The sequence below is a fragment of the Sphingopyxis macrogoltabida genome, from assembly GCF_001314325.1.
Lineage (GTDB): Bacteria > Pseudomonadota > Alphaproteobacteria > Sphingomonadales > Sphingomonadaceae > Sphingopyxis > Sphingopyxis macrogoltabida.
In genome coordinates, this window is record NZ_CP009429.1 from 1,556,241 (window position 1) to 1,575,643 (window position 19,403).

16 protein-coding genes are annotated in these 19,403 nt (G+C 63.7%); 13 read left to right on the forward strand and 3 right to left on the reverse strand.

Annotated features, from left to right (window positions below; all coding sequences use genetic code 11):
• The 9 genes from mce to LH19_RS07810 all read left to right on the forward strand — a co-directional run bounded on the left by mce (position 1) and on the right by LH19_RS07810 (position 8,966).
• A complete protein-coding gene (gene mce / locus LH19_RS07770) occupies positions 1-438 on the forward strand; it encodes a methylmalonyl-CoA epimerase (protein WP_054726733.1) in 438 nt (145 codons plus the stop codon).
• A 187-nt stretch (positions 439-625) separates the two neighbouring features.
• Positions 626-2,779 carry a methylmalonyl-CoA mutase gene (gene scpA / locus LH19_RS07775; RefSeq protein ID WP_054726735.1) on the forward strand — a complete coding sequence of 718 codons (2,154 nt, stop codon included), beginning with the start codon at positions 626-628 and terminating at the stop codon, positions 2,777-2,779.
• Entirely contained in the window at positions 2,776-3,270 is a 495-nt protein-coding gene (locus LH19_RS07780; protein ID WP_054726737.1) for a hypothetical protein, read from the forward strand. The genes scpA and LH19_RS07780 overlap by 4 nt, the downstream gene beginning before the upstream one ends.
• A 21-nt stretch (positions 3,271-3,291) precedes the next feature.
• On the forward strand, positions 3,292-4,572 hold the full coding sequence (locus LH19_RS07785; protein WP_054726740.1) for an O-acetylhomoserine aminocarboxypropyltransferase: 1,281 nt from the start codon (positions 3,292-3,294) through the stop codon (positions 4,570-4,572).
• On the forward strand, positions 4,569-5,009 hold the full coding sequence (locus LH19_RS07790) for a hypothetical protein (protein ID WP_054726743.1): 441 nt from the start codon (positions 4,569-4,571) through the stop codon (positions 5,007-5,009). The genes LH19_RS07785 and LH19_RS07790 overlap by 4 nt, the downstream gene beginning before the upstream one ends.
• Before the next feature lie 22 nt (positions 5,010-5,031).
• Positions 5,032-6,069, forward strand: a complete 1,038-nt coding sequence (gene bioB, locus LH19_RS07795; RefSeq protein ID WP_054726746.1) for a biotin synthase BioB — start codon at positions 5,032-5,034, stop codon at positions 6,067-6,069.
• The gene (locus LH19_RS07800; protein ID WP_234716110.1) at positions 6,066-6,458 is read left to right on the forward strand and encodes a lysozyme inhibitor LprI family protein; all 393 of its coding nucleotides are present in this window, start codon (positions 6,066-6,068) and stop codon (positions 6,456-6,458) included. The genes bioB and LH19_RS07800 overlap by 4 nt, the downstream gene beginning before the upstream one ends.
• Positions 6,459-6,463: 5 nt before the next feature.
• Positions 6,464-8,470: an acetyl-CoA carboxylase biotin carboxylase subunit gene (locus LH19_RS07805; RefSeq protein ID WP_054726749.1), complete on the forward strand. Its 2,007-nt coding sequence runs from the start codon at positions 6,464-6,466 to the stop codon at positions 8,468-8,470.
• 124 nt (positions 8,471-8,594) lie between these two features.
• Positions 8,595-8,966: a tRNA-binding protein gene (locus LH19_RS07810; RefSeq protein WP_054726752.1), complete on the forward strand. Its 372-nt coding sequence runs from the start codon at positions 8,595-8,597 to the stop codon at positions 8,964-8,966.
• Here LH19_RS07810 and LH19_RS07815 read toward each other — a convergent pair whose 3' ends face one another.
• Positions 8,967-10,349, reverse strand: coding sequence for a peptide MFS transporter (locus LH19_RS07815; RefSeq protein ID WP_054726755.1), 1,383 nt, complete (start codon positions 10,347-10,349; stop codon positions 8,967-8,969). It lies immediately after the preceding gene.
• Between the two features lie 120 nt (positions 10,350-10,469).
• Here LH19_RS07815 and LH19_RS07820 point away from each other — a divergent pair, with 120 nt between their 5' ends.
• Complete coding sequence (locus tag LH19_RS07820) at positions 10,470-10,877, forward strand: MAPEG family protein (RefSeq protein ID WP_054726759.1); 408 nt, start codon at positions 10,470-10,472, stop codon at positions 10,875-10,877.
• A 2-nt stretch (positions 10,878-10,879) separates the two neighbouring features.
• On the opposite strand, the gene LH19_RS07825 is transcribed toward LH19_RS07820, so the two are convergent.
• Entirely contained in the window at positions 10,880-11,647 is a 768-nt protein-coding gene (locus tag LH19_RS07825; protein ID WP_054726761.1) for a cyclase family protein, read from the reverse strand.
• Between the two features lie 115 nt (positions 11,648-11,762).
• On the opposite strand from LH19_RS07825, the gene LH19_RS07830 reads away from it, so the two are divergent.
• The 3 genes from LH19_RS07830 (at position 11,763) to alr (ending at position 15,771) form a co-directional block, all read left to right on the forward strand.
• Positions 11,763-13,388 carry an MFS transporter gene (locus LH19_RS07830; RefSeq protein ID WP_054726764.1) on the forward strand — a complete coding sequence of 542 codons (1,626 nt, stop codon included), beginning with the start codon at positions 11,763-11,765 and terminating at the stop codon, positions 13,386-13,388.
• Between the two features lie 548 nt (positions 13,389-13,936).
• Complete coding sequence (locus tag LH19_RS28540; RefSeq protein ID WP_145923418.1) at positions 13,937-14,656, forward strand: hypothetical protein; 720 nt, start codon at positions 13,937-13,939, stop codon at positions 14,654-14,656.
• A 44-nt stretch (positions 14,657-14,700) separates the two neighbouring features.
• Positions 14,701-15,771: an alanine racemase gene (gene alr / locus LH19_RS07840; RefSeq protein ID WP_054726780.1), complete on the forward strand. Its 1,071-nt coding sequence runs from the start codon at positions 14,701-14,703 to the stop codon at positions 15,769-15,771.
• 102 nt (positions 15,772-15,873) lie between these two features.
• Here the strand turns inward: alr and LH19_RS07845 are convergent, their stop codons facing one another.
• Positions 15,874-19,023 (reverse strand): TonB-dependent receptor domain-containing protein, encoded by a 3,150-nt coding sequence (locus LH19_RS07845; protein WP_054726782.1) that lies wholly within the window; start codon positions 19,021-19,023, stop codon positions 15,874-15,876.
• Positions 19,024-19,403: the final 380 nt, after the last annotated feature.

The window sequence follows — 19,403 nt, forward strand, 5'->3', positions numbered from 1 at the left end:
ATGAAACTGGGTAGCCTCAACCATATCGGCGTTGCGACGCCGTCGATTGCCGACAGCATCGTCTTTTATCGCGATGTGATGGGGGCGACGCAGATTCACGAACCCTTCGACCTGCCCGAGCAGGGCGTGAAGGTGTGCTTCGTCGATACGCCGGGCGCCGATGGCGCGCTGAACGGCACACAGATCGAGTTGATCGAACCACTGCCGGGTAATGCGTCGATCGCCGGTTTCCTGCAAAAGAACCCTGCAGGAGGGCAGCATCATATGTGTTACGAAGTGCCCGACATTCATGCCGCGAAGGCCGAGTTCGAGGCGATGGGCAAGCGGGTGCTGGGCGAGCCGCGCATCGGGGCGCACGGGACACTGATTTTCTTCCTCCATCCCAAGGATATGGGTGGGGTGCTGACCGAGATTATGGAAACGCCGAAGGGGCATTAGGCCCATTTCCCCCCTCTCCCATCGGGAGAGGGTTGCGAAGACTTGGCGCCCAAGGCGCTTAGTCGAAGCTGGGTGAGGGGATGGAAGCTATCGAGAGGGCAGAGACCCTCACCAACTCCGCCTAGGCCTACGGCCGAGGCTTCGTATCCTCTCCCGGTGGAAGAGGAAATTTGGAACGAGACTGCATATGACCGACAAACCGACCCTCGACCAATGGGCCGCCGCCGCCGACAAGGAAGTGAAGGGCAAGGACCTGACCTGGGCGACGCCCGAGGGGATCGACGTCAAGCCGCTCTACACGGCCGAGGATGTGAAGACCGATCCGGGGCTGCCCGGTTTCGCGCCCTTCACGCGCGGTGTGCGCGCGTCGATGTATGCGGGGCGGCCGTGGACGATCCGGCAATATGCGGGTTTTTCGACCGCCGAGGAATCGAACGCCTTCTATCGCCGGAACCTCGCGGCGGGGCAGAAGGGCCTGTCGGTCGCTTTCGACCTTGCGACGCACCGAGGCTATGACAGCGACCATCCGCGCGTCGTCGGCGATGTCGGCAAGGCGGGCGTCGCGATCGACAGCGTCGAGGATATGAAGATCCTGTTCGACGGCATTCCGCTCGACCAGATGTCGGTATCGATGACGATGAACGGCGCGGTGATCCCGATCCTCGCCTTCTTCATCGTTGCGGGCGAGGAGCAGGGGGTCGAGCGTAAATTGCTCGACGGCACGATCCAGAACGACATCCTCAAGGAGTTCATGGTCCGCAACACCTACATCTACCCGCCCGAACCGAGCATGCGGATCATCTCGGACATCTTCGGCTATACCAGCCGCGAGATGCCGAAGTTCAACAGCATCTCGATCAGCGGCTATCATATGCAGGAAGCCGGCGCGACGCAGGTGCAGGAGCTGGCCTTCACGATTGCCGATGGCGCCGAATATGTCCGCTACGGCGTCGCGAGCGGGCTCGACATCGACAAGTTCGCCGGGCGCCTCAGCTTCTTCTTCGCGATCGGCATGAACTTCTTCATGGAGATCGCCAAGCTGCGTGCCGCGCGCGTGCTGTGGCACCGCGTGATGACCAATCTCGGCGCCAAGGACGAGCGGTCGAAGATGCTGCGCACCCACTGTCAGACGTCGGGCGTCTCGCTCACCGAGCAGGATCCCTACAACAACGTCATGCGCACGACGATCGAGGCGATGGCCGCGATGCTGGGCGGCACGCAGTCGCTGCACACCAATGCGCTCGACGAAGCGATCGCGCTGCCGACCGACTTCTCGGCGCGCATCGCGCGCAATACCCAGATCGTCATCCAGGAAGAGACGGGGATGACCAAGGTCGTCGACCCGCTCGGCGGCTCTTATTATGTCGAGGCGCTGACGCAGGAGCTGGTCGACAAGGCGTGGGAGATCATCGAGCGCGTCGAAAAGGAAGGCGGGATGGCCAAGGCCGTCGCCGCCGGCTGGCCGAAGGCGATGATCGAGACGGCGGCCGCCGCCCGTCAGGCGCGCGTCGACCGTGGCGACGATGTCATTGTCGGGGTGAACAAATATCGCCTCGCCAACGAAGACCTGCTCGAGACGCTCGAGGTCGACAACACCAAGGTCCGCGAGGCGCAGATTGCGCGGATCAACAAGACCAAGGCGGGCCGCGACGAGGCGGCGTGTCAGGCGGCGTTGAAGGCGCTGCGCGACGCCGCGGCGGGCGAACAGTCGATCGAGAATAATTTGCTGGCGCACGCGGTGGAAGCCGCCCGCGCCCGCGCGACGCTCGGCGAAATCTCGTCGGCGATGGAGGAAAGCTTCGACCGTTACGGCACCCAGCCGACCCCGGTGAAGGGCGTCTATGCCGCGCCCTACGAGGGTGACGACCGCTGGCAGCAGGTGCTCGACGGCGTCGCCGCGGTCGAACGCCGGATGGGCCGCAAGCCGAAACTGCTTGTCGCCAAGATGGGGCAGGACGGCCATGATCGCGGCGCGAACATCATCGCCTCGGCGTTCGGCGACATGGGTTTCGACGTCGTGTCGGGACCGCTGTTCCAGACACCCGAGGAAACCGTCGTGCTCGCGCTCGACAGCGGCGTCGACGTGGTCGGTGCTTCGAGCCTCGCCGCCGGGCACAAGACGCTGATCCCCGAACTGATCGGCAAATTGAAGGAAGCGGGGCGCAGCGACATCAAAGTGATCGCGGGCGGGGTCATTCCGCCGCAGGATTATCAATATCTGCGCGATGCCGGCGTGCAGGGGATTTATGGTCCCGGCAGCAATGTGGTAGAGTGCGCGGCCGACGTGCTGCGTTTGTTGGGGCACAACATGCCCCCGGTGATGGAGGAGGCTTTGACATGAAAAAGCGGTTTCTCTTTGCATTGACCCTTGCTGTGGTAGGCGTTTCGCCTGCTGGCGCGACGACCGAAGCTTCGGGGGGGCTGGCGGTGACCGGTCTGGACCGGGCGGTCGCCGAGTTCGACGATCTGTGCCTGTCGATCTTTCCAAGCGCCAAGCGCTTCGAATATGCCGTCGCCAAGAGCGATTTCGGCTATGAGCGCGCCGACGATGATCGCTGGCGTTCCGACCGGACAGTCGTGACCCGCTCGGCGCCGACGCAATGCGATTTCGACGCGGCGCTCAGCGCCGGCGAAAGCGACCGAGAGACGGTCGCGACGGCGATCGAAAAGGGACTGGACCGGGCGCTCGGCCTGCCGCCGGTCCGCGTCGTCTATGACGGCGGGATGCGCTGGGAATGGCATGTCAACGGCAAGGCCCATAGCGTGTCCTATTATTTCGGCCCGACGATCCCGGCACAGCAACTTGCGCTTACCTATCGCGTCGGTGCCTGAGCGGACAGGCAGGGGGAAGGAATGACTGACATGAAGCCCGAAACGGCCGCGGTTCATGCCGGAACCCAGCCCGACCCGACGACGAAAGCGCGGATCACGCCGATCTATCAGACGGCATCCTATGTGTTCGACGATGTCGAGCACGCCTCGCGGCTGTTCAACCTGCAGGAATTCGGGAATATCTACACCCGGATCATGAACCCGACGAACGGCGCGCTCGAAGGCAAGATCGCGGCGCTCGAAGGCGGGCAGGCGGCGCTGGCGGTGGCGTCGGGGCATGCCGCGCAATTCCTGGCCTTCCACACGCTGATGGAACCGGGCTGCGAGATCGTCGCGGCGAAGAAGCTCTATGGCGGGTCGCTCAACCAGCTCGGCCAGAGCTTTCGCAAGATGGCGTGGACGACGCAGTTCGTCGACGCCGACGATGCGGGCAATGTCGCCGCGGCGATCAACGACAAGACGCGCGCCGTCTTCATCGAAAGCCTCGCCAACCCGGGCGGGGTGGTGCAGGATATCGAGGCGATCGCCCGGGTCGCGCACGATGCCGGGGTGCCGCTGATCGTCGACAATACGATGGCGACGCCGATCCTCTGCCGCCCGATCGAGCATGGCGCCGACATCGTCGTCCATTCGACAACCAAATTCCTCAACGGCCATGGCAATGCGATCGGCGGGGTGATCGTCGATGCCGGGTCGTTCGACTGGGCGAAGGGCGGCAAATATCCGACGCTGAGCGAACCCAATGCGTCCTATCACGGGCTGAAGTTCACCGAGGCTTTCGGTAATCTGGCCTTCATCCTTGCCGCGCGGACGCTCGGCCTGCGCGACCTTGGCCCGGCGCTGGCGCCGATGAACGCTTTCCTCGCGCTCACCGGCATGGAAACGCTGGCGCTGCGCATGGAGCGGCATTGCAGCAATGCCGTCGCGCTCGCGAAATGGCTGCAGGGCCACCCCGCGGTGAGCTGGGTGTCCTATGCCGGGCTGCGCGACAGTCCCTATCATGAGCTGGCGCACAAATATCTGGGCGGCCGCGGCGGGTCGGTGTTCACCTTCGGGCTCAAGGGCGGCTACGAGGCGGGGGTCAAACTCGTGTCCTCGGTCAAGCTGTTCAGCCATCTCGCGAACCTCGGCGATACGCGTTCGCTGATCATCCATCCTGCCTCGACGACGCACAGCCAACTTTCCGAAGCCGAGCTGGTCGAGGCCGGCGCGGGACCCGACGTCGTGCGCGTGTCGGTGGGGATCGAACATATCGACGACATCATCGCCGATCTGGCGCAGGCGCTGGAGGGGGCGGCGTGAGCGTGCGGGCACTTCTCGCCGCGCTGGCGCTGCTCGCGGCCGCCTCGCCCGTTGCGGCGAAGGATGCCAGCCAGCCGAGCGAATATCGTTCCGGCGTGACGGTCGAGCATCTCTACAAGCAGGACATCGAATATTATTTCACCAACTGGTTCGGGCGGCTCGAAGCGTCCGACGGACCGTGGCGCGACATCTATTTCGAAACCGCCGAGAAATATGTGAACAAGGGCGTCATGCGCATCAACTGCGCCGATGCCGAAGCCGATATCGATTTCACCCTCTATGACGTCGGCACCTATGGCGATGCCGCCGAACGCCGGCAGGTCACCATCCCTTATGCCGATCGCAAGGCGTGGGCCGACGGCAATTACGAACCGATGTCAGGCGAAACGCCGCCGATCGAATTTTACGCCGCAGCGCGCCAGCGTTTCTGCAACTAGCTCCAGAAGAAGGTTGTCCCTCATGACCCTGTCCCATCCCACCGAACAAGACGGCCTGTCGCGCACCGACTGGACGCGCGCGGAAATCGCCGAATTGTTCGACCTGCCGTTCGACGAGCTGATGTGGGAGGCGCAGGGCGTCCACCGCCGCCATCATGCGCGCGGCGAGGTCCAGCTCTGTACGCTGCTCAGCATCAAGACCGGCGGGTGCGTTGAGGATTGCGGCTATTGCTCGCAGTCGAAGCACGCCGACAGCGGGCTCAAGGCGACCAAGCTGATGGACGTCCGCGCGGTGCTGCAGGCGGCGGCGCAGGCGAAGGATTCGGGATCGCAGCGTTTCTGCATGGGCGCCGCATGGCGCAACCCCAAGGACCGCGACATGCCCGCGATCGTCGAGATGATCGAGGGCGTGCGCCAGATGGGCATGGAAACCTGCATGACGCTGGGCATGCTCAGCAAGGAGCAGGCGCAGACCCTCGCGGTCGCAGGGCTCGACTATTACAACCATAATATCGACACGAGCCCCGAAAATTACGGCAATGTCATCACGACGCGGACTTTCCAGGAACGGCTCGACACGTTGGAGGAAGTGCGCAGCGCGGGCATCAACGTGTGCAGCGGCGGCATCCTCGGCATGGGCGAAAACCGTACCGACCGCGTCGGCTTCATCCACGCGCTGGCCACACTGCCCGAGCATCCGGGCAGCGTGCCCATCAACGCGCTGGTCCCGGTGAAGGGTACCGTGCTCGGCGACATGCTCGCCGATACGCCGCTCGCGGCGATCGACGACATCGAATTCGTGCGCACCGTCGCGGTGGCACGCATCACCATGCCGATGAGCATGATCCGCCTGTCGGCAGGCCGCGAAAGCATGTCGGATGCGACGCAGGCGCTGTGCTTCATGGCGGGCGCCAACAGCATCTTCACCGGCGACAAGCTCCTGACCACCGCCAATGCGGGCGACAGCAAGGATGCCGCGCTCTTCGCCAAGCTCGGCCTGAAGCCGATGGTCAGCGAAGAGCCGATGCGTCAGGGCTGCATGCCGGAGGCGGCGGAGTGATTTTCGCGACGCTTTTGGCGATGGCCGCGGCGGCGCAGGAGCCCGTAATCGATTGCGACAATGCGATGGCGCAATTCGAGCTCAACGCCTGCGCCTACAAGGACTATGAGCGCGCCGACGCAGCGATGAATGCGCAGTGGAAGGTCACCGCCGCGCGGATGAAGGAGCGCGATCGCGAACTCGACCGCAGCACTGACAATCGCCCGGGCTTTTTCGACACGCTGCTCGCCGCGCAGCGCGCCTGGCTGACGTACCGCGACCAGCATTGCGCCAGCGAAGGCTATGCGATGCGCGGCGGCTCGGCCGAACCGATGGTCATCAGCGGCTGCCAGACCCAACTCACCGAAGCGCGCACCGCGCAACTGAAGTCCCTCATCGAGGAATATTGATCCCCATGTTCAAGAAGATCCTGATCGCCAACCGCGGCGAAATCGCTTGCCGCGTCATCAAGACCGCGCGCCGCATGGGCATCGCGACCGTCGCCGTCTATTCGGACGCCGACGCGCGCGCGCCCTTCGTGCAGATGGCGGACGAGGCGGTGCATATCGGTGCGTCGCCGGCATCCGAATCCTATCTGATCGCCGACAAGATCATCGCGGCGTGCAAGGCGACCGGCGCCGAGGCGGTGCACCCGGGCTATGGCTTCCTGTCGGAACGCACGAGCTTCGCCGAAGCGCTCGCCAAGGAAAACATCGCCTTCATCGGCCCGCCGGTGAATGCGATCGCTGCGATGGGCGACAAGATCGAGTCGAAGAAGCTTGCGAAGGAAGCGGGGGTCAACGTCGTCCCCGGTTTCGTCGGCGAGATCCGCGACACCGAACATGCGGTCGAGATTTCGAACGAGATCGGCTATCCGGTGATGATGAAGGCCTCCGCCGGCGGCGGCGGCAAGGGCATGCGGCTTGCCTATGACGAGAAGGACGTTCGCGAGGGCTTCGAGGCAACGAAGCGCGAAGGGCTCAACAGCTTCGGCGACGACCGTGTGTTCATCGAGAAGTTCATCCTCAACCCGCGCCACATCGAGATCCAGATTCTCGGCGACCAGCACGGCAACACGCTTTACCTCAACGAACGCGAATGCAGCATCCAGCGGCGCCATCAAAAGGTCGTCGAGGAAGCGCCGTCGCCGTTCGTCTCGCCCGAAATGCGCAAGGCGATGGGCGAACAGTGCGTCGCGCTCGCCAAGGCGGTCGGCTATTACAGCGCCGGCACGGTCGAGCTGATCGTGTCGGGCGCCGATCCGACGGGCGAGAGCTTCTACTTCCTCGAAATGAACACCCGCCTGCAGGTCGAGCATCCGGTGACCGAAGCGATCACCGGTATCGATCTGGTCGAACAGATGATCCGCGTCGCGGCGGGCGAGAAGCTCGAACTCACGCAGGACGACATCAAGATCGACGGCTGGGCGATCGAGAACCGCGTCTATGCCGAAGACCCGTATCGGGGCTTCCTGCCTTCGACGGGGCGGCTCGTGCGTTATCGCACGCCGGTTCCGGCGTGGAAGGGCGACGAGCGCGGTGTCGACGGCGTGCGCGTCGATGCGGGCGTCGAAGAGGGTGGCGAGGTGTCGATCTTCTATGACCCGATGATCGCCAAGCTGGTCACCTGGGGCAAGACGCGCGACGAGGCCGCCGACCTGCAGATTGCGGCGCTCGACCGGTTCGAACTCGAAGGGCTGGGCCATAATATCGATTTCGTCTCGGCGATCATGCAGCATCCGCGCTTCCGCTCGGGCGAACTGACGACGGGGTTCATCGCTGAGGAATATCCCGAGGGCTTCCACGGCGCCGACACCGACGAGGACATCGTCCGCACCCTCGCCGCGATCGCCGGCTTCATGGCGAGCGCCGAGGCCGACCGCGCCCGCCGCACCGACGGCCAGCTCGGCGACCGGCTCGACCCGCCCGCGAAATGGCAGGTCACCGTCGGCGCCGCCGCGCACAAGGTCAAGCTCGGCCACAAGCATATCAAGGTCGATGGCGAGAAGGTCGACATCGCGCTCGAATATACGCCCGGCGACAAGCTGGTCGTGGCCGAAATCGGCGATAGCGAGCTGGCGGTGAAGGTCGCGAAGACGCGCACCGGCTGGCGCATGACGACGCGCGGGCGCATCCACGACGTGCGCGTCCTGCCGTGGCACGTCGCGCCGCTGGCGAGCCATATGATCGAGAAGATCCCGCCCGATCTCTCCAAATTCCTCATCTGCCCGATGCCGGGCCTGCTCGTCGCGCTGCATGTCGGTGAGGGCGACGCGGTCGAGGCGGGCCAGCCGCTCGCGACGGTCGAGGCGATGAAGATGGAGAATATCCTGCGCGCCGAAAAATCGGGAACGGTGAAGACGGTCAACGCCGCGCAGGGCGACAGCCTGGCGGTCGATGCGGTGATATTGGAGATGGAATAAGGAGCTTCTCGTCCTTGCGAGAAGCGTAGCGCGAAGCAATCTCCGGTTGCCGGGAGCAGATGCCCGATCGCTGGAGATTGCTTCCCCCGGCTTTCGCAGGGGTCGCAATGACGGAGTCCGATAGATGCATCTGAACCACGACAACGACGCCCCCGCGGCCGACCCGATCGCCTTCGACGATTTCCTCCGCGTCGACATCCGCGTCGGGACGATCGTTGCGGCCGAGCCCTTTCCCGAGGCGCGCAAGCCCGCCTTCAAGCTGAAGATCGATTTCGGCCCCGCGATCGGGGTGAAGAAGAGCAGCGCGCAGATCGTCGACCGCTACAGTCTCGACGAACTGCCGGGGCGGCAGGTCGCGGCGGTCGTCAACTTTCCGCCGCGCCAGATCGGCAAATATATGTCCGAAGTGCTGACCCTTGGCTTTGCCGACGAAGAAGGCGCGGTCATCCTGTTTGCACCCGACCGCGCGGTGCCCGACGGGTCGCGCCTCTTTTGATCAGGTGGCGGCGGGGTCGCCCATCAGGCGCTTCGCGAGGAACAGCTTGAACAATATGAAGGCGATCAGGCCGACGACGGCGGTCGCGACGTGGAACAGCCAGAAGGCGGTGGTCGGCATCGACGAATACCAGCCGCCGACTGTCCCGACCGCATAGTTCGCGCCGAAAAAGGCGAGATAATAGATGCCGATGATCGTCGCGTTGAGCGCGCGGGGCGCGAGCTTGGTGAACAGCGCGAGGCTGACCGGCATGATATGCGCGAAGCCGATGCTGTTGAGCAGGTGGAACATCAGCGGCCAGAACAGCCCGATCTTGCCGTCGCCCTGCGTCGCCGCGGCCATGACGAGGCAGAGGCCGCCAGCGATCGAGAACAGGCTGCCGATGATCATCTTGCCGAGCTCGTCTGGCTCGCGATAGCGCTTGCCGTACCAGACGTAGAAGGCCGCGACCGCGACGAGCATGCTGAAACTCGCCGTGGCGTCGATCGTGATCATCCAGCTCGTCGGCAGCGTCTGGCCGAAGAAGGTGAGCTGGAAATGCTGGTCGGCCCAGACCAGATAGGCGTTGAAAATCTCCTGATTGGTGAGCAGCGCGGTCGCAAGCACGGGGACGAGCAGCAGGACCGCGGCGACGCGCAGCCAGTCCTGCCGTGACATCGGTTCGGCGGCCGCGGCGCCCTCGGCCTTTGCCTTCGACGGTAGATTGTCGGCGGGAAGCCACGGCTTGGCCATGATGTAGAGGATGAGGCCGATGACCATCACGACGCCCGCGGTGCCGAACCCCCAGTGCCAGCTCACCTTCTCGCCGAGCGTGCCGGCGACGAGCGGCGCGGCGATGACGCTGACATTGATCGCGATGTAGAAGATCTGGAACGCCATCGCGCGGCGGAGGTCGTTCGGACCGTAAAGTTCGCCGACCTGGCTCGCGATATTACCCTTGAACAGCCCGACCCCGACGATCAGCGCGACGAGGGCGAAGAGGAAGCTGCCTTCGAACGCCATCAGGAAATGGCCGAGCGCCATGACCAGCCCGCCGAGGATCAAGGTCGTACGGCGCCCGAGCCAGCGGTCGGCGATCAGCCCGCCGACGATCGGGGTCAGATAGACGAGCGAAGTATAGTCGCCGAACAGCCGCGAGGCGAGCGGCTGGCCGTCGAGCCCGTAGAAATTCTTCACCCAGTCGAGCCCGATCACGCCCGCGGCATTTTCGGGAAGCAGCAGATATTTGACCATGTAGAGCACGAGCAGCGTCTGCATCGAATAATAGGAGAAGCGCTCGCAGCCCTCGACGAAGGCGAGATAGCCGAGGCCTTTCGGATGTCCGAGGAAGGCACGGTCGTTGCGGTCCGCCTCGAAATCGGGGGTCGCCTCGGCGATGGTCATGGATGCTGCTCCGGTAGATATTCTCGCGCTGACGCGTAAGGTCTCCATGGCAACTTGCCAGCGGCGTTCGACGAACGACAGCGCCGGGCTATAGTGCGCGAAACAGAGGGAGAGGGAATCATGACATTACCCGTAACCGCGTTCGTTGCGGCGGTTTGCGCGCTGCTGCTCCTGCTGACGGCGGTGATGACCGTGCGTCAGCGCCTGCGCCTCGGCGCCGCTTTCGGCGACCATGGCGACGCGCGGCTGATCAGCGCCAGCCGCGCGCACGGCAATCTTGCCGAGCACGCCCCGATCGTCGTCATCCTGCTGGGGCTCCTCGAAAGCGCCCGCGCAAACCATATGGTGCTGATGGCGTTCGGGGCGCTGTTTGTGATCGGTCGCATCGCGCATATCGTCGGGCTTCACGCACCGGTCGAGCCCGGAAAGCCGCCGGTGACGCGGCAGATCGGCGTCGCAGCTACGTGGATAACGTTATTGGCGCTCGGCGGATGGACGCTTTGGCTGCTGGCGACCGTGAACCTTTAAGGTTAGGCGTCGATCAGCGCCACCGCACGGATCCAGCCCGCGCTCGCGCGTTCGATCTTCACCGGGAAGCAACTGAGCGTCCAGCCGCTTGGCGGCAGGGCGGCGAGGTTCGTCAGCTTTTCGATCTGGTAATAGGGCTTGATCCGCCCCGCCTTATGGCCTTCCCAGATGATCGACGGATCGCGCGTTTCGGCCCAGCGGCGCGCGGTGTGGCTGAACGGGGCGTCCCAGCTCCATGCGTCGGTGCCGACGACCTTGACGCCGCGTGTCGTGAGATAGAGCGTCGCTTCGGCGCCCATGCCGCAGCCCTGATCGGTGAAATTATCAGTGCCGTAGATCGCGCCCGACTGGACGAGCACGATATCGAGCGGCTGGAGGTCGTGCCCGATCCGCGCGAGTTCGGCTTCCACCTCGGCGCCGCTGACGACGTGGCCCGCCGGACGGTCGGAGAAATCGAGCTTTACCCCGGGGCGGAAGAACAGATCGAGCGGCGCCTCGTCGATGCTCGGCGCGGCGCTCGCGCCGCTGTCGGTGGTCGAATGGAAATGCCAGGGCGCATCCATGTGGGTGCCATTGTGGGTGCTGAGCGTCAGACTCTCGACCGCCCAGCCTTCGCCGTCGGGCAGGTCGGCCTTGGTCAGGCCCGGAAAGAACATCGCGATCTGCTCCCACGTATTTTCGTGGGTCATGTAAGTGATCTGCGGGCGCATCACCGGCGGGTCGGAGACGACATGGTTGGTGATCGGGATCGAAAGGTCGATGAACTGCATATTTGCAGTCTGCCACCGGAATGACGCTACGCCAAGAAGGCTTGCGCGGCGATGCGCGGCGGCTAGAGATGGCGCAAAGCCCGCATCCGGTTGGGATGGGGGCAGGGGAGAATTTATGACCGACGCAGCCGCCGTCGCCGACCATGGCGCGGTTTACCAGCCGACCGCGAAGGACATCCGCATGGTCATCGCCGCCTCCTCGGCGGGAACGATCTTCGAATGGTATGATTTCTTCATCTACGGCACGCTGGCGGCGATCATCGGCAAGGCTTTCTTTCCCAGCGACAATGCGACGCTCGAAGTGCTGCTCGTCTGGGCCGGCTTTGCGGTCGGCTTCGGCTTCCGCCCGCTCGGTGCGGTGCTGTTCGGTTTTCTCGGCGACCGGCTCGGGCGCAAATATACCTTCCTCGTCACCGTCACGCTGATGGGTGTCGCGACCGCCGGCGTCGGCCTGATTCCGTCGGCGGCGACGATCGGCATTGTCGCGCCGATCATCGTCATCCTGCTGCGGGTGTTGCAGGGACTGGCGCTCGGCGGCGAATATGGCGGCGCCGCCGTCTATGTCGCCGAACATTCGCCGCCCGAAAAGCGCGGTTTCTATACCAGCTTCATCCAGGCGAGCGTCGTCGGTGGCTTTGTGCTGAGCCTGATCGTCGTGCTCGGGTGCAAGGCGCTGATGCCCGATGCGGTGTGGGAAAGCTGGGGGTGGCGGGTGCCCTTCCTGCTGTCGATCCTGCTCCTTGCCATTTCGCTGTGGATGCGGCTCAAGCTTTCGGAAAGCCCGGTGTTCCAGGCGATGAAGCAGGAAGGCGAGCTGGCGAAGAATCCCCTGAAGGAAAGCTTCACCTATCCGGGCAACCCGCGCCGCATCTTCATCGCGCTGTTCGGGATCGCGGCGGGGCTGACGGTGATCTGGTACACCGCGATGTTCTCCGGCCTGTCGTTCCTGAAAGGGCCGATGAAGATCGACGATACCGCCGCCGAGATCATCGTCGGCCTCGCCGCCGCGCTCGGCATGGGCTTCTTCCTCTGGGCGGGGCGGCTGTCCGACCGGATCGGGCGCAAGAAGCCGATCGTCTGGGGTTATGGCGTCACGCTGGTGCTGCTCTTCCCGCTGTTCTGGTTGATGGGTGCCGTCGCCAACCCCGCGCTCACCGCGGCGGCCGAAAGGGCGCCGGTCGTGGTGACCGGGTCGAAGTGCAGCTTCGACCCCTTCGCATCGAAACAGGAAACGGCGTGCGGCAAGACGCTTGGCGAGCTGACCAAGCTCGGCGTGCCCTATACCGTCGTCGCGAGCGGCAGCGCGTTCGACAGCGTCAAGGTGACGATCGGCGCGCGCGAAGTCGCGGGCGAAGATCCGGCGGTGCTGAAGCCCGCGCTCGAGGCGATGGGTTATGATTTCGAGAAACAGATCCCGGGGCCGCTCGGGATCGCGGTGATCCTCGCGGCGCTCCTCGGGCTCAGCGCGCTTTCGGGCTTCACCTACGGGCCCGTCGCGGCGTTGCTCTCGGAGATTTTCCCGCCGCACGTGCGCTATTCGTCGCTGTCGATCCCCTATCATCTGGGTACCGGCTATTTCGGTGGTTTCCTGCCGCTGATCGCCAGCTTCATCATCGCCAAGACCGGTAACGCCTATGCCGGGCTGTGGTACACATGGGCCGTGGTACTCGTCGCTTTTCTGGTCACGGCGTTCATGCTCAAGGACCCGGTCGAGGGGCAATGGGACAAGAACGCGGCATGAGACGGCTTCTTTCGCTGGTCGCGGCGCTGGCATGGGCCGCGTCTGCTGCCGGACAGGTGCCTGAAGCGGTCACGCCGCCCGCACCGGTCGTTAAGATCGACCCGCCGGGATCCGCCGCCAACTCTCTCGATCACGCATGCCGCGGGGGATCGGTCGGCTTTGGCTCGCATATATTCCCCCTGACATATTGTATCGAGAATGATGCGGTTGCCGGGCTGCGCCTGGCGGTAAGGGTCCCGGCGATCGAACTCGAACAATTTGATCCGTTGATCGATGCGCCCGATGCTGTCGCGGCTTTGCTCAGCGATCGCCGGTACAGCGATTTCTGGCCGGTCATCATCGCTTATGGTGGCGAGGACGGACAGCTTTATGTCACGCGTTCGTTGCAGACGCGCAAAGCCCGCGCCGCCGCCATCGAACAGGGCCCTGCCGCGCCCGATACGCTGTCGTCCGCGCTCGACGCGGCGGGGCGGCAATCGGTCGCTGAAGCCAAGACGCTAAGCCATTGGGGACTGACCGACGAGGCCGTCGCGCTGTTGCGAAAGGCAATGCCTGAACCCGACGCAAAGGGCCGCTTGTTCGGCCGGGAGAATTTTTGCTTCGTTGGCCTGGAATTGCGGCGCGGCATCATATTGCACCGCAGCAAACGGTATGAAGAGGCGATCGCCGTGTTTTCCGGGCTGGAAAACAATCCGATGATCGAGCCGACCTATCGAATAAACGGCACGATCAATCGGGCCGCCATCCTAGCCGAAACTAGGCGGGCCGAGGCGGCGCTCGTCGCCGTGGACCAAGCCAAGGCCCTCTTTGCGCAGATGGCGGGGCCGCGTGGTGTCGAAGGAAGTCATCGGCAGTTCGACTGGATCAGAAGCTGTGCTCTCCACAGCCTTGGACGCGCCGACGAGGCAGCCAAGATGGTCTCCGGGCTGTTCGACGAGGATATTCCAAGCCGAGGCATCTTTCATATTCCGTCGAATGAGAGCATCGAATTTCGCTATCGCCGCTGCATCGCGGACAAGGCGTGGTTCAGGGACTTTCTGACGAAGCAGATGGATAGTCCCTGGCCGCATGTTGGGATCGAAAGCTTTTTTCGGACCGAAAAGGCTGAATCGCCGTTGGCCGATCTCGTCGCCGAATTGCGCGCAGCGCCTTTCATGCAACAGGAACTGGAACAATTTCGCCAACTGCCCGAGGGTTGGCGCGACCTTGCCGACCGCGATCGACGCACCGTGATCGCGCGCAGGATACTGGCGGGGACAGGCCAATAGAGCTTCCGATTGGCGGCTATGGCAAAGCTGGCTAAGAGCTGGATATGATCAACATCCCGTCGCCGCTCCGCCTCCGCCTCGACCGCGAGGCGCTTGTCGCCAATTGGCGCTGGCTTGCGGCGCAGGGCGGCGCGGCGGCGTGCGGCGCGGCGCTCAAGGCCGATGGTTATGGGCTCGGCGCGCGCGAGGTGATGCACCATCTTGTCGCCGCGGGATGCCGCGATTTTTTCGTGGCGAGCTGGGCGGAGGCGGCGGCGCTGATGCCGCTCGTGGAGGGCGTCTCGCTGTCGGTGCTGCACGGGGTCGGGGAGGCCGACATGATCGCCGCGAAAACGCTTCCGGCGCGTCCGGTGCTCGGTAGCTTCCGGCAGGTCGCGCGCTGGCGGGCGGCGGGCGAGGGACGGCCGTGCGACGTCATGGTCGACACGGGCATGAACCGCCTCGGGCTGCGCGTCGAGGAAGCGCTTGGTGGCGCGCTCGACGGGCTCGCGATCGAAACCTTGCTCAGCCATCTCGCCTCGGCCGACGAGGATAGCGCGCAGAACGGACAGCAGCTCGCGGCATTTCGCGAGCTCAAAGGCCGGATTCCGGCGCGGCGCTACAGCCTCGCGAACAGCGCCGGGGTGTGCCTTGGTACCGACTATGCTTTCGATCTCACTCGTCCGGGGCTTGCCCTCTACGGCGGCACCCCGCGCCCCGAGGCGGCCGGGCACATCCGGCAGGTCCTCTTTCCCGAAGCGCGTGTCCTGCAGGTGCGCAGCGTCCGCGCCGGCGAGACGGTCGGCTATGGCGCGACCTGGACCGCGGCGGAGGATGGCTGGGTTGCGGTCGCCAACATGGGTTATGCCGACGGCTATCTGCGCTGCCACGCCGGCAGTGGCGCGGCGAGCTGGCAGACGCGGCGCTTGCCGCTCGCGGGGCGCGTCTCGATGGACCTAGTCGCGTTCGATGCGAGCGACGCCGGGGCGATCGAAGAGGGTGACTGGCTGACGCTCGACTATGCGCTTGCCGAGACCGCCGAACGCAGCGGCTTGTCGCAATATGAATTGCTCACCGGCCTGGGGCAGCGGTGGGCGCGCGAGTGGTCGGCACCGGGTAGTCATCCCGAGGCATGACCGCCTTCCTGCCGGCAGTTCGGCGGGCTTGCAGCGTTACCAAAAACAAAAAAAGGGCGGCAGATCGCTCTGCCGCCCCTCTCTTTTCAAAGATGCGAAATCTTAGAAGTTACCGCGCAGGTTGAGGAACACGCGGCGACCGAAATAGTCGTACTGCGAGCCGAATGCCGGAGCCTGACCGATGGCGGTGATACCCGCTTGGACGGTCGAGGCGCGCGGCGGCGCGGTGTCGAAGATGTTCGCTACGCCGAGCGTAATCGCAAACTTGTCCGCGATTTCGCGCGTGACCGACGCCGAGTGGTAGAAGGTCGGCGACAGGCGCGTGTCCTGGCAATAGAGGCCACCGGGACGGAAGATCGACGTACGGCAGGGGGAGCCCTGCGTGTCGAGCAGATCCGCCGCGTTCGACGTGCCGCCGATGACGTCCATGCCATAAAAGACCGTCCACGGCCCCTTTTCCCACGACAGGTTGAAATCGCCGACCCACTTCGGATCGCCCGCTTCGCCATTGTCGTCGATGATGAACCCGTCGAACAGGCCGATCGTGTCCTTGATCTGCCAGGTCATCTGCGAGGTGAAGGTCAGCGATCCCAGATTGCCGAGGTCCTGATCAAGGCGCAGCGTGACGTCGATGCCCTTGTTGCGCTGCTTGTTGATATTCACATAGGTGTCGAGGATCTGCGAAATGTTGTAGATCTCGGGACCCGAGGTTTCGCGCGTGATGAGGTCGCAGAGCGGATCATCGAGGCCGAATTCCGAATTGTAACAGCCGTTGATGATGCTGGTGGCACCCAGCGTCGTGATTTCATCGCGAATCTTGATGTCGAAATAATCGACCGCGAGATTGAGGCGCAGGCCACTCCACAGCAGGCCCGACAGGTCGGGCGTGAGGACGACGCTGACCGTTTTGGCCGTCGAGGTTTCGGGCTTCAGGACTCCGATGCCGCCGCCGGAGACGATGGTGGCCGAACCGGTCGCGCCCTGGAAGTCCGTGGGAATGCCAGCCGCGACGCAGTTGTCATAGATGCGCTGGTTGATGTTGCCCTGCTCCAGCTGGTCTTCGATATCGATACAGATGTCGATGTCCTGCTGGTTCTGGAAACCCGTCTGGTTCTCGAGGAACAGTTCGAACAGCGCCGGCGCGCGGAACGAAGTGCCCCAAGTGCCGCGGAAGCGCAGCCAGTCGGTGACTTCCCAATCGAGGCCCGCCTTCCAGGTCACGTCGCTGAAGCTGTCCTTGACCCCGTCGCGGCGCGTTGCCGTGACGTCGGTGTAACGGCCCGCACCCGATAGCGTCAGGCGCTGGATCAGCGGCGTATCGTAGATCAGGGGAATCTGGATTTCACCGAAGATTTCCTTGTTGACCGTGTGGCCTGCGGTGATGCCCGACGAGGTGCGCAGCGCGGCGTTGCCGGCGAGCGTAAATTCGCCCGGGGTGTCGTTGATCGCGTCGCGGCGGATCTGGGCGCCGAAAGCGAGGCCGACGTCACCGGCGGGCAGCGTGATCAGATTGCCCGAGAAGGTGGCTTCGATAGACTTTTGCGTGAAGATCGTCTTGCCGGTTTCCTTACCGAACAGGAACGCGCGTTCCTGCGGCGTGAAATCACCGCGCAGGACGCGGGGGTCGGTAAAGTCGATGTCGATGCAAGGCAGGCCGTTGATCCGCGTCGTGAGACCGACGCACGAACGCGTACGCCAGCTTTGGGAATCGAGCGAATCCTGGAAAATCACGTCCTGCGTATAGTCGGCGTCCGATCGACTGTACTGGCCATAGATGTCCCAGTTCCAGCCCTGCAGGAAGCCACCGAAATCGCCGCGAAAACCAAGCACGCCGCGATAATAGTCGACGTCGGTGCTGAAGTCCGATTTGGCAAGGACGAGCGGGCGAAGCAGGAAATTACCGCCGAATTCCGAGTTGAACGGATCGCCCGCGTCGCCGAAATCGCAATTGTCGCCCTGTAAGCGGTTCCCGGGCCCGTTCGGGGCGGGGGCGCAGAAGAAGGGAACAAGGTCGGTATTGCCGGTAAACTGGGTGACGTTCAGCTGCTGGAAGCCGTTGTTGTACGACTTGCGGTTGTTGAACAGCAATTCGGTATAGACTTCGATATTGTCGGTCAGTTCGTATGAGGCGTCGAGATAGCCCGTAATGCGCGACACCTTCGAGAAGACGTCCGAAATCTGTTCCAGCGGTTCATACTGGTTGAGCGCGCCGGTTGACGGACCGTCGAAGTTCAGGCCGAAGAAGTTGGCCGGTGCATAAACGCCCAGACCCGCAAAATCATTGTACGAGACGCCGACCTGGCTGAGGTTCGAGCCGTATTGACCAATGAACAGCTGCTGACCATTCGGAGCCAGCAGGCCTTGCGAGAAGCCCGGGCCGGTGAAGTCGTTGTTGGTCAGGATCAGGTTGCCGATCGTGCCGTTGCAGGCAGGCCGACCGGTCCGGAAGTCGACGATGTCGGCGCGGCCGCCGTCCTGGAACGTCAGATATTCTTCCTGACAGTTCAGGAAGTTGCGGTCACGGCGACGCAGGTTGCCCTGCTGGAAATAATCGACCGTCGCAAGAATATGGCCGCGGTCGAAGCGTTTGCCGTAGGTCAGGTTGATATCATAGGTTTCACCGCCGCCGCGTGTCGGGACGGACGAGAAGCCGCTGACCTGGAAGCCGTCGGCATTGTCCTTGGTCAGGATGTTGACGACGCCGGCGACCGCGTCCGAACCATAGATCGACGACGCGCCGGTTTTCAGGATTTCGACCTGACGGACGATCGAGAGCGGCAGCACGTTAAGGTCGAACGAGGCAACCGCACCGCGAACGCCGGCGGGACCGGCGCGGCGGCCGTTCAGCAGCACCAGTGTGCGTTCGGCGCCGAGGCCGCGCAGCGAGATGGTCTGGGCGTCGGCGCCGCCATTGGTGACGAAACCGTTCGAGATCGACGAGGTGATCTGGATCGAGCCCGAAGCGATCGGCGACGACTGGAGGAGGTCGGCAAGCTGGTTCTGACCCTGCTTCTGGCCGATGTCCGGGCTGATGACCTGGATCGGGTCGGGGCTGTTGAATTCGCTCTTGCGGATGCGCGAGCCGGTGACGACGATCGCGTCGCCGCTGGTCGCATCGGAATCGCAGACGCCGTCATTGTTAGCGTCGGTACAGGCGATGCTGTCGACCGTATCTTGTGCGAAAACTGGTTGGCTGACGGAAATTGCCACTGCAAACGCAGCGGCACCCCGAAGCAGGTGCGCTTTGAACATTGATGACTCCCCGGTTGCCCGTTCAAAAAACCAGATGAACGGCATGGGGTTTAGAAAGACCTAAAATTTCTGCGGCACAAGTCTTTGATGGCCAATTCCCGGGCGGCCACTATCGAGATTGAATGGATGTGCCATTTTGGCAACACCTCTCGCTCGTGCGGCGCGCCTGTTCGAGTAATTTGCTTTCTTTACAATGATATGAATTGTGTGGCCGTGGCCATGGCGGCAATAAAAATGTCCAGAATGACGTTTCTATTGAAACGAAATTGCCAAAACCGGCATTCTGTCGCCTTTCGTTCCATTTTTTCCGGGAACGTCGGCAGCGTAGGCACGTCAAGAATGTCGACGGTCGGCGGGGGGCAGGCGACTCGGCTGCCATA

What these genes read in the sequence shown, in the direction of transcription:
- mce (WP_054726733.1), top strand. Translation starts at nt 1, where the DNA reads ATGAAACTGGGTAGCCTCAACCATATCGGCGTTGCGACGCCGTCGATT.
- scpA (WP_054726735.1), top strand. Translation starts at nt 626, where the DNA reads ATGACCGACAAACCGACCCTCGACCAATGGGCCGCCGCCGCCGACAAG.
- LH19_RS07780 (WP_054726737.1), top strand. Translation starts at nt 2,776, where the DNA reads ATGAAAAAGCGGTTTCTCTTTGCATTGACCCTTGCTGTGGTAGGCGTT.
- LH19_RS07785 (WP_054726740.1), top strand. Translation starts at nt 3,292, where the DNA reads ATGACTGACATGAAGCCCGAAACGGCCGCGGTTCATGCCGGAACCCAG.
- bioB (WP_054726746.1), top strand. Translation starts at nt 5,032, where the DNA reads ATGACCCTGTCCCATCCCACCGAACAAGACGGCCTGTCGCGCACCGAC.
- LH19_RS07805 (WP_054726749.1), top strand. Translation starts at nt 6,464, where the DNA reads ATGTTCAAGAAGATCCTGATCGCCAACCGCGGCGAAATCGCTTGCCGC.
- LH19_RS07810 (WP_054726752.1), top strand. Translation starts at nt 8,595, where the DNA reads ATGCATCTGAACCACGACAACGACGCCCCCGCGGCCGACCCGATCGCC.
- LH19_RS07815 (WP_054726755.1), bottom strand. Translation starts at nt 10,349, where the DNA reads ATGACCATCGCCGAGGCGACCCCCGATTTCGAGGCGGACCGCAACGAC.
- LH19_RS07820 (WP_054726759.1), top strand. Translation starts at nt 10,470, where the DNA reads ATGACATTACCCGTAACCGCGTTCGTTGCGGCGGTTTGCGCGCTGCTG.
- LH19_RS07825 (WP_054726761.1), bottom strand. Translation starts at nt 11,647, where the DNA reads ATGCAGTTCATCGACCTTTCGATCCCGATCACCAACCATGTCGTCTCC.
- LH19_RS07830 (WP_054726764.1), top strand. Translation starts at nt 11,763, where the DNA reads ATGACCGACGCAGCCGCCGTCGCCGACCATGGCGCGGTTTACCAGCCG.
- LH19_RS28540 (WP_145923418.1), top strand. Translation starts at nt 13,937, where the DNA reads ATGCCTGAACCCGACGCAAAGGGCCGCTTGTTCGGCCGGGAGAATTTT.
- alr (WP_054726780.1), top strand. Translation starts at nt 14,701, where the DNA reads ATGATCAACATCCCGTCGCCGCTCCGCCTCCGCCTCGACCGCGAGGCG.
- LH19_RS07845 (WP_054726782.1), bottom strand. Translation starts at nt 19,023, where the DNA reads ATGTTCAAAGCGCACCTGCTTCGGGGTGCCGCTGCGTTTGCAGTGGCA.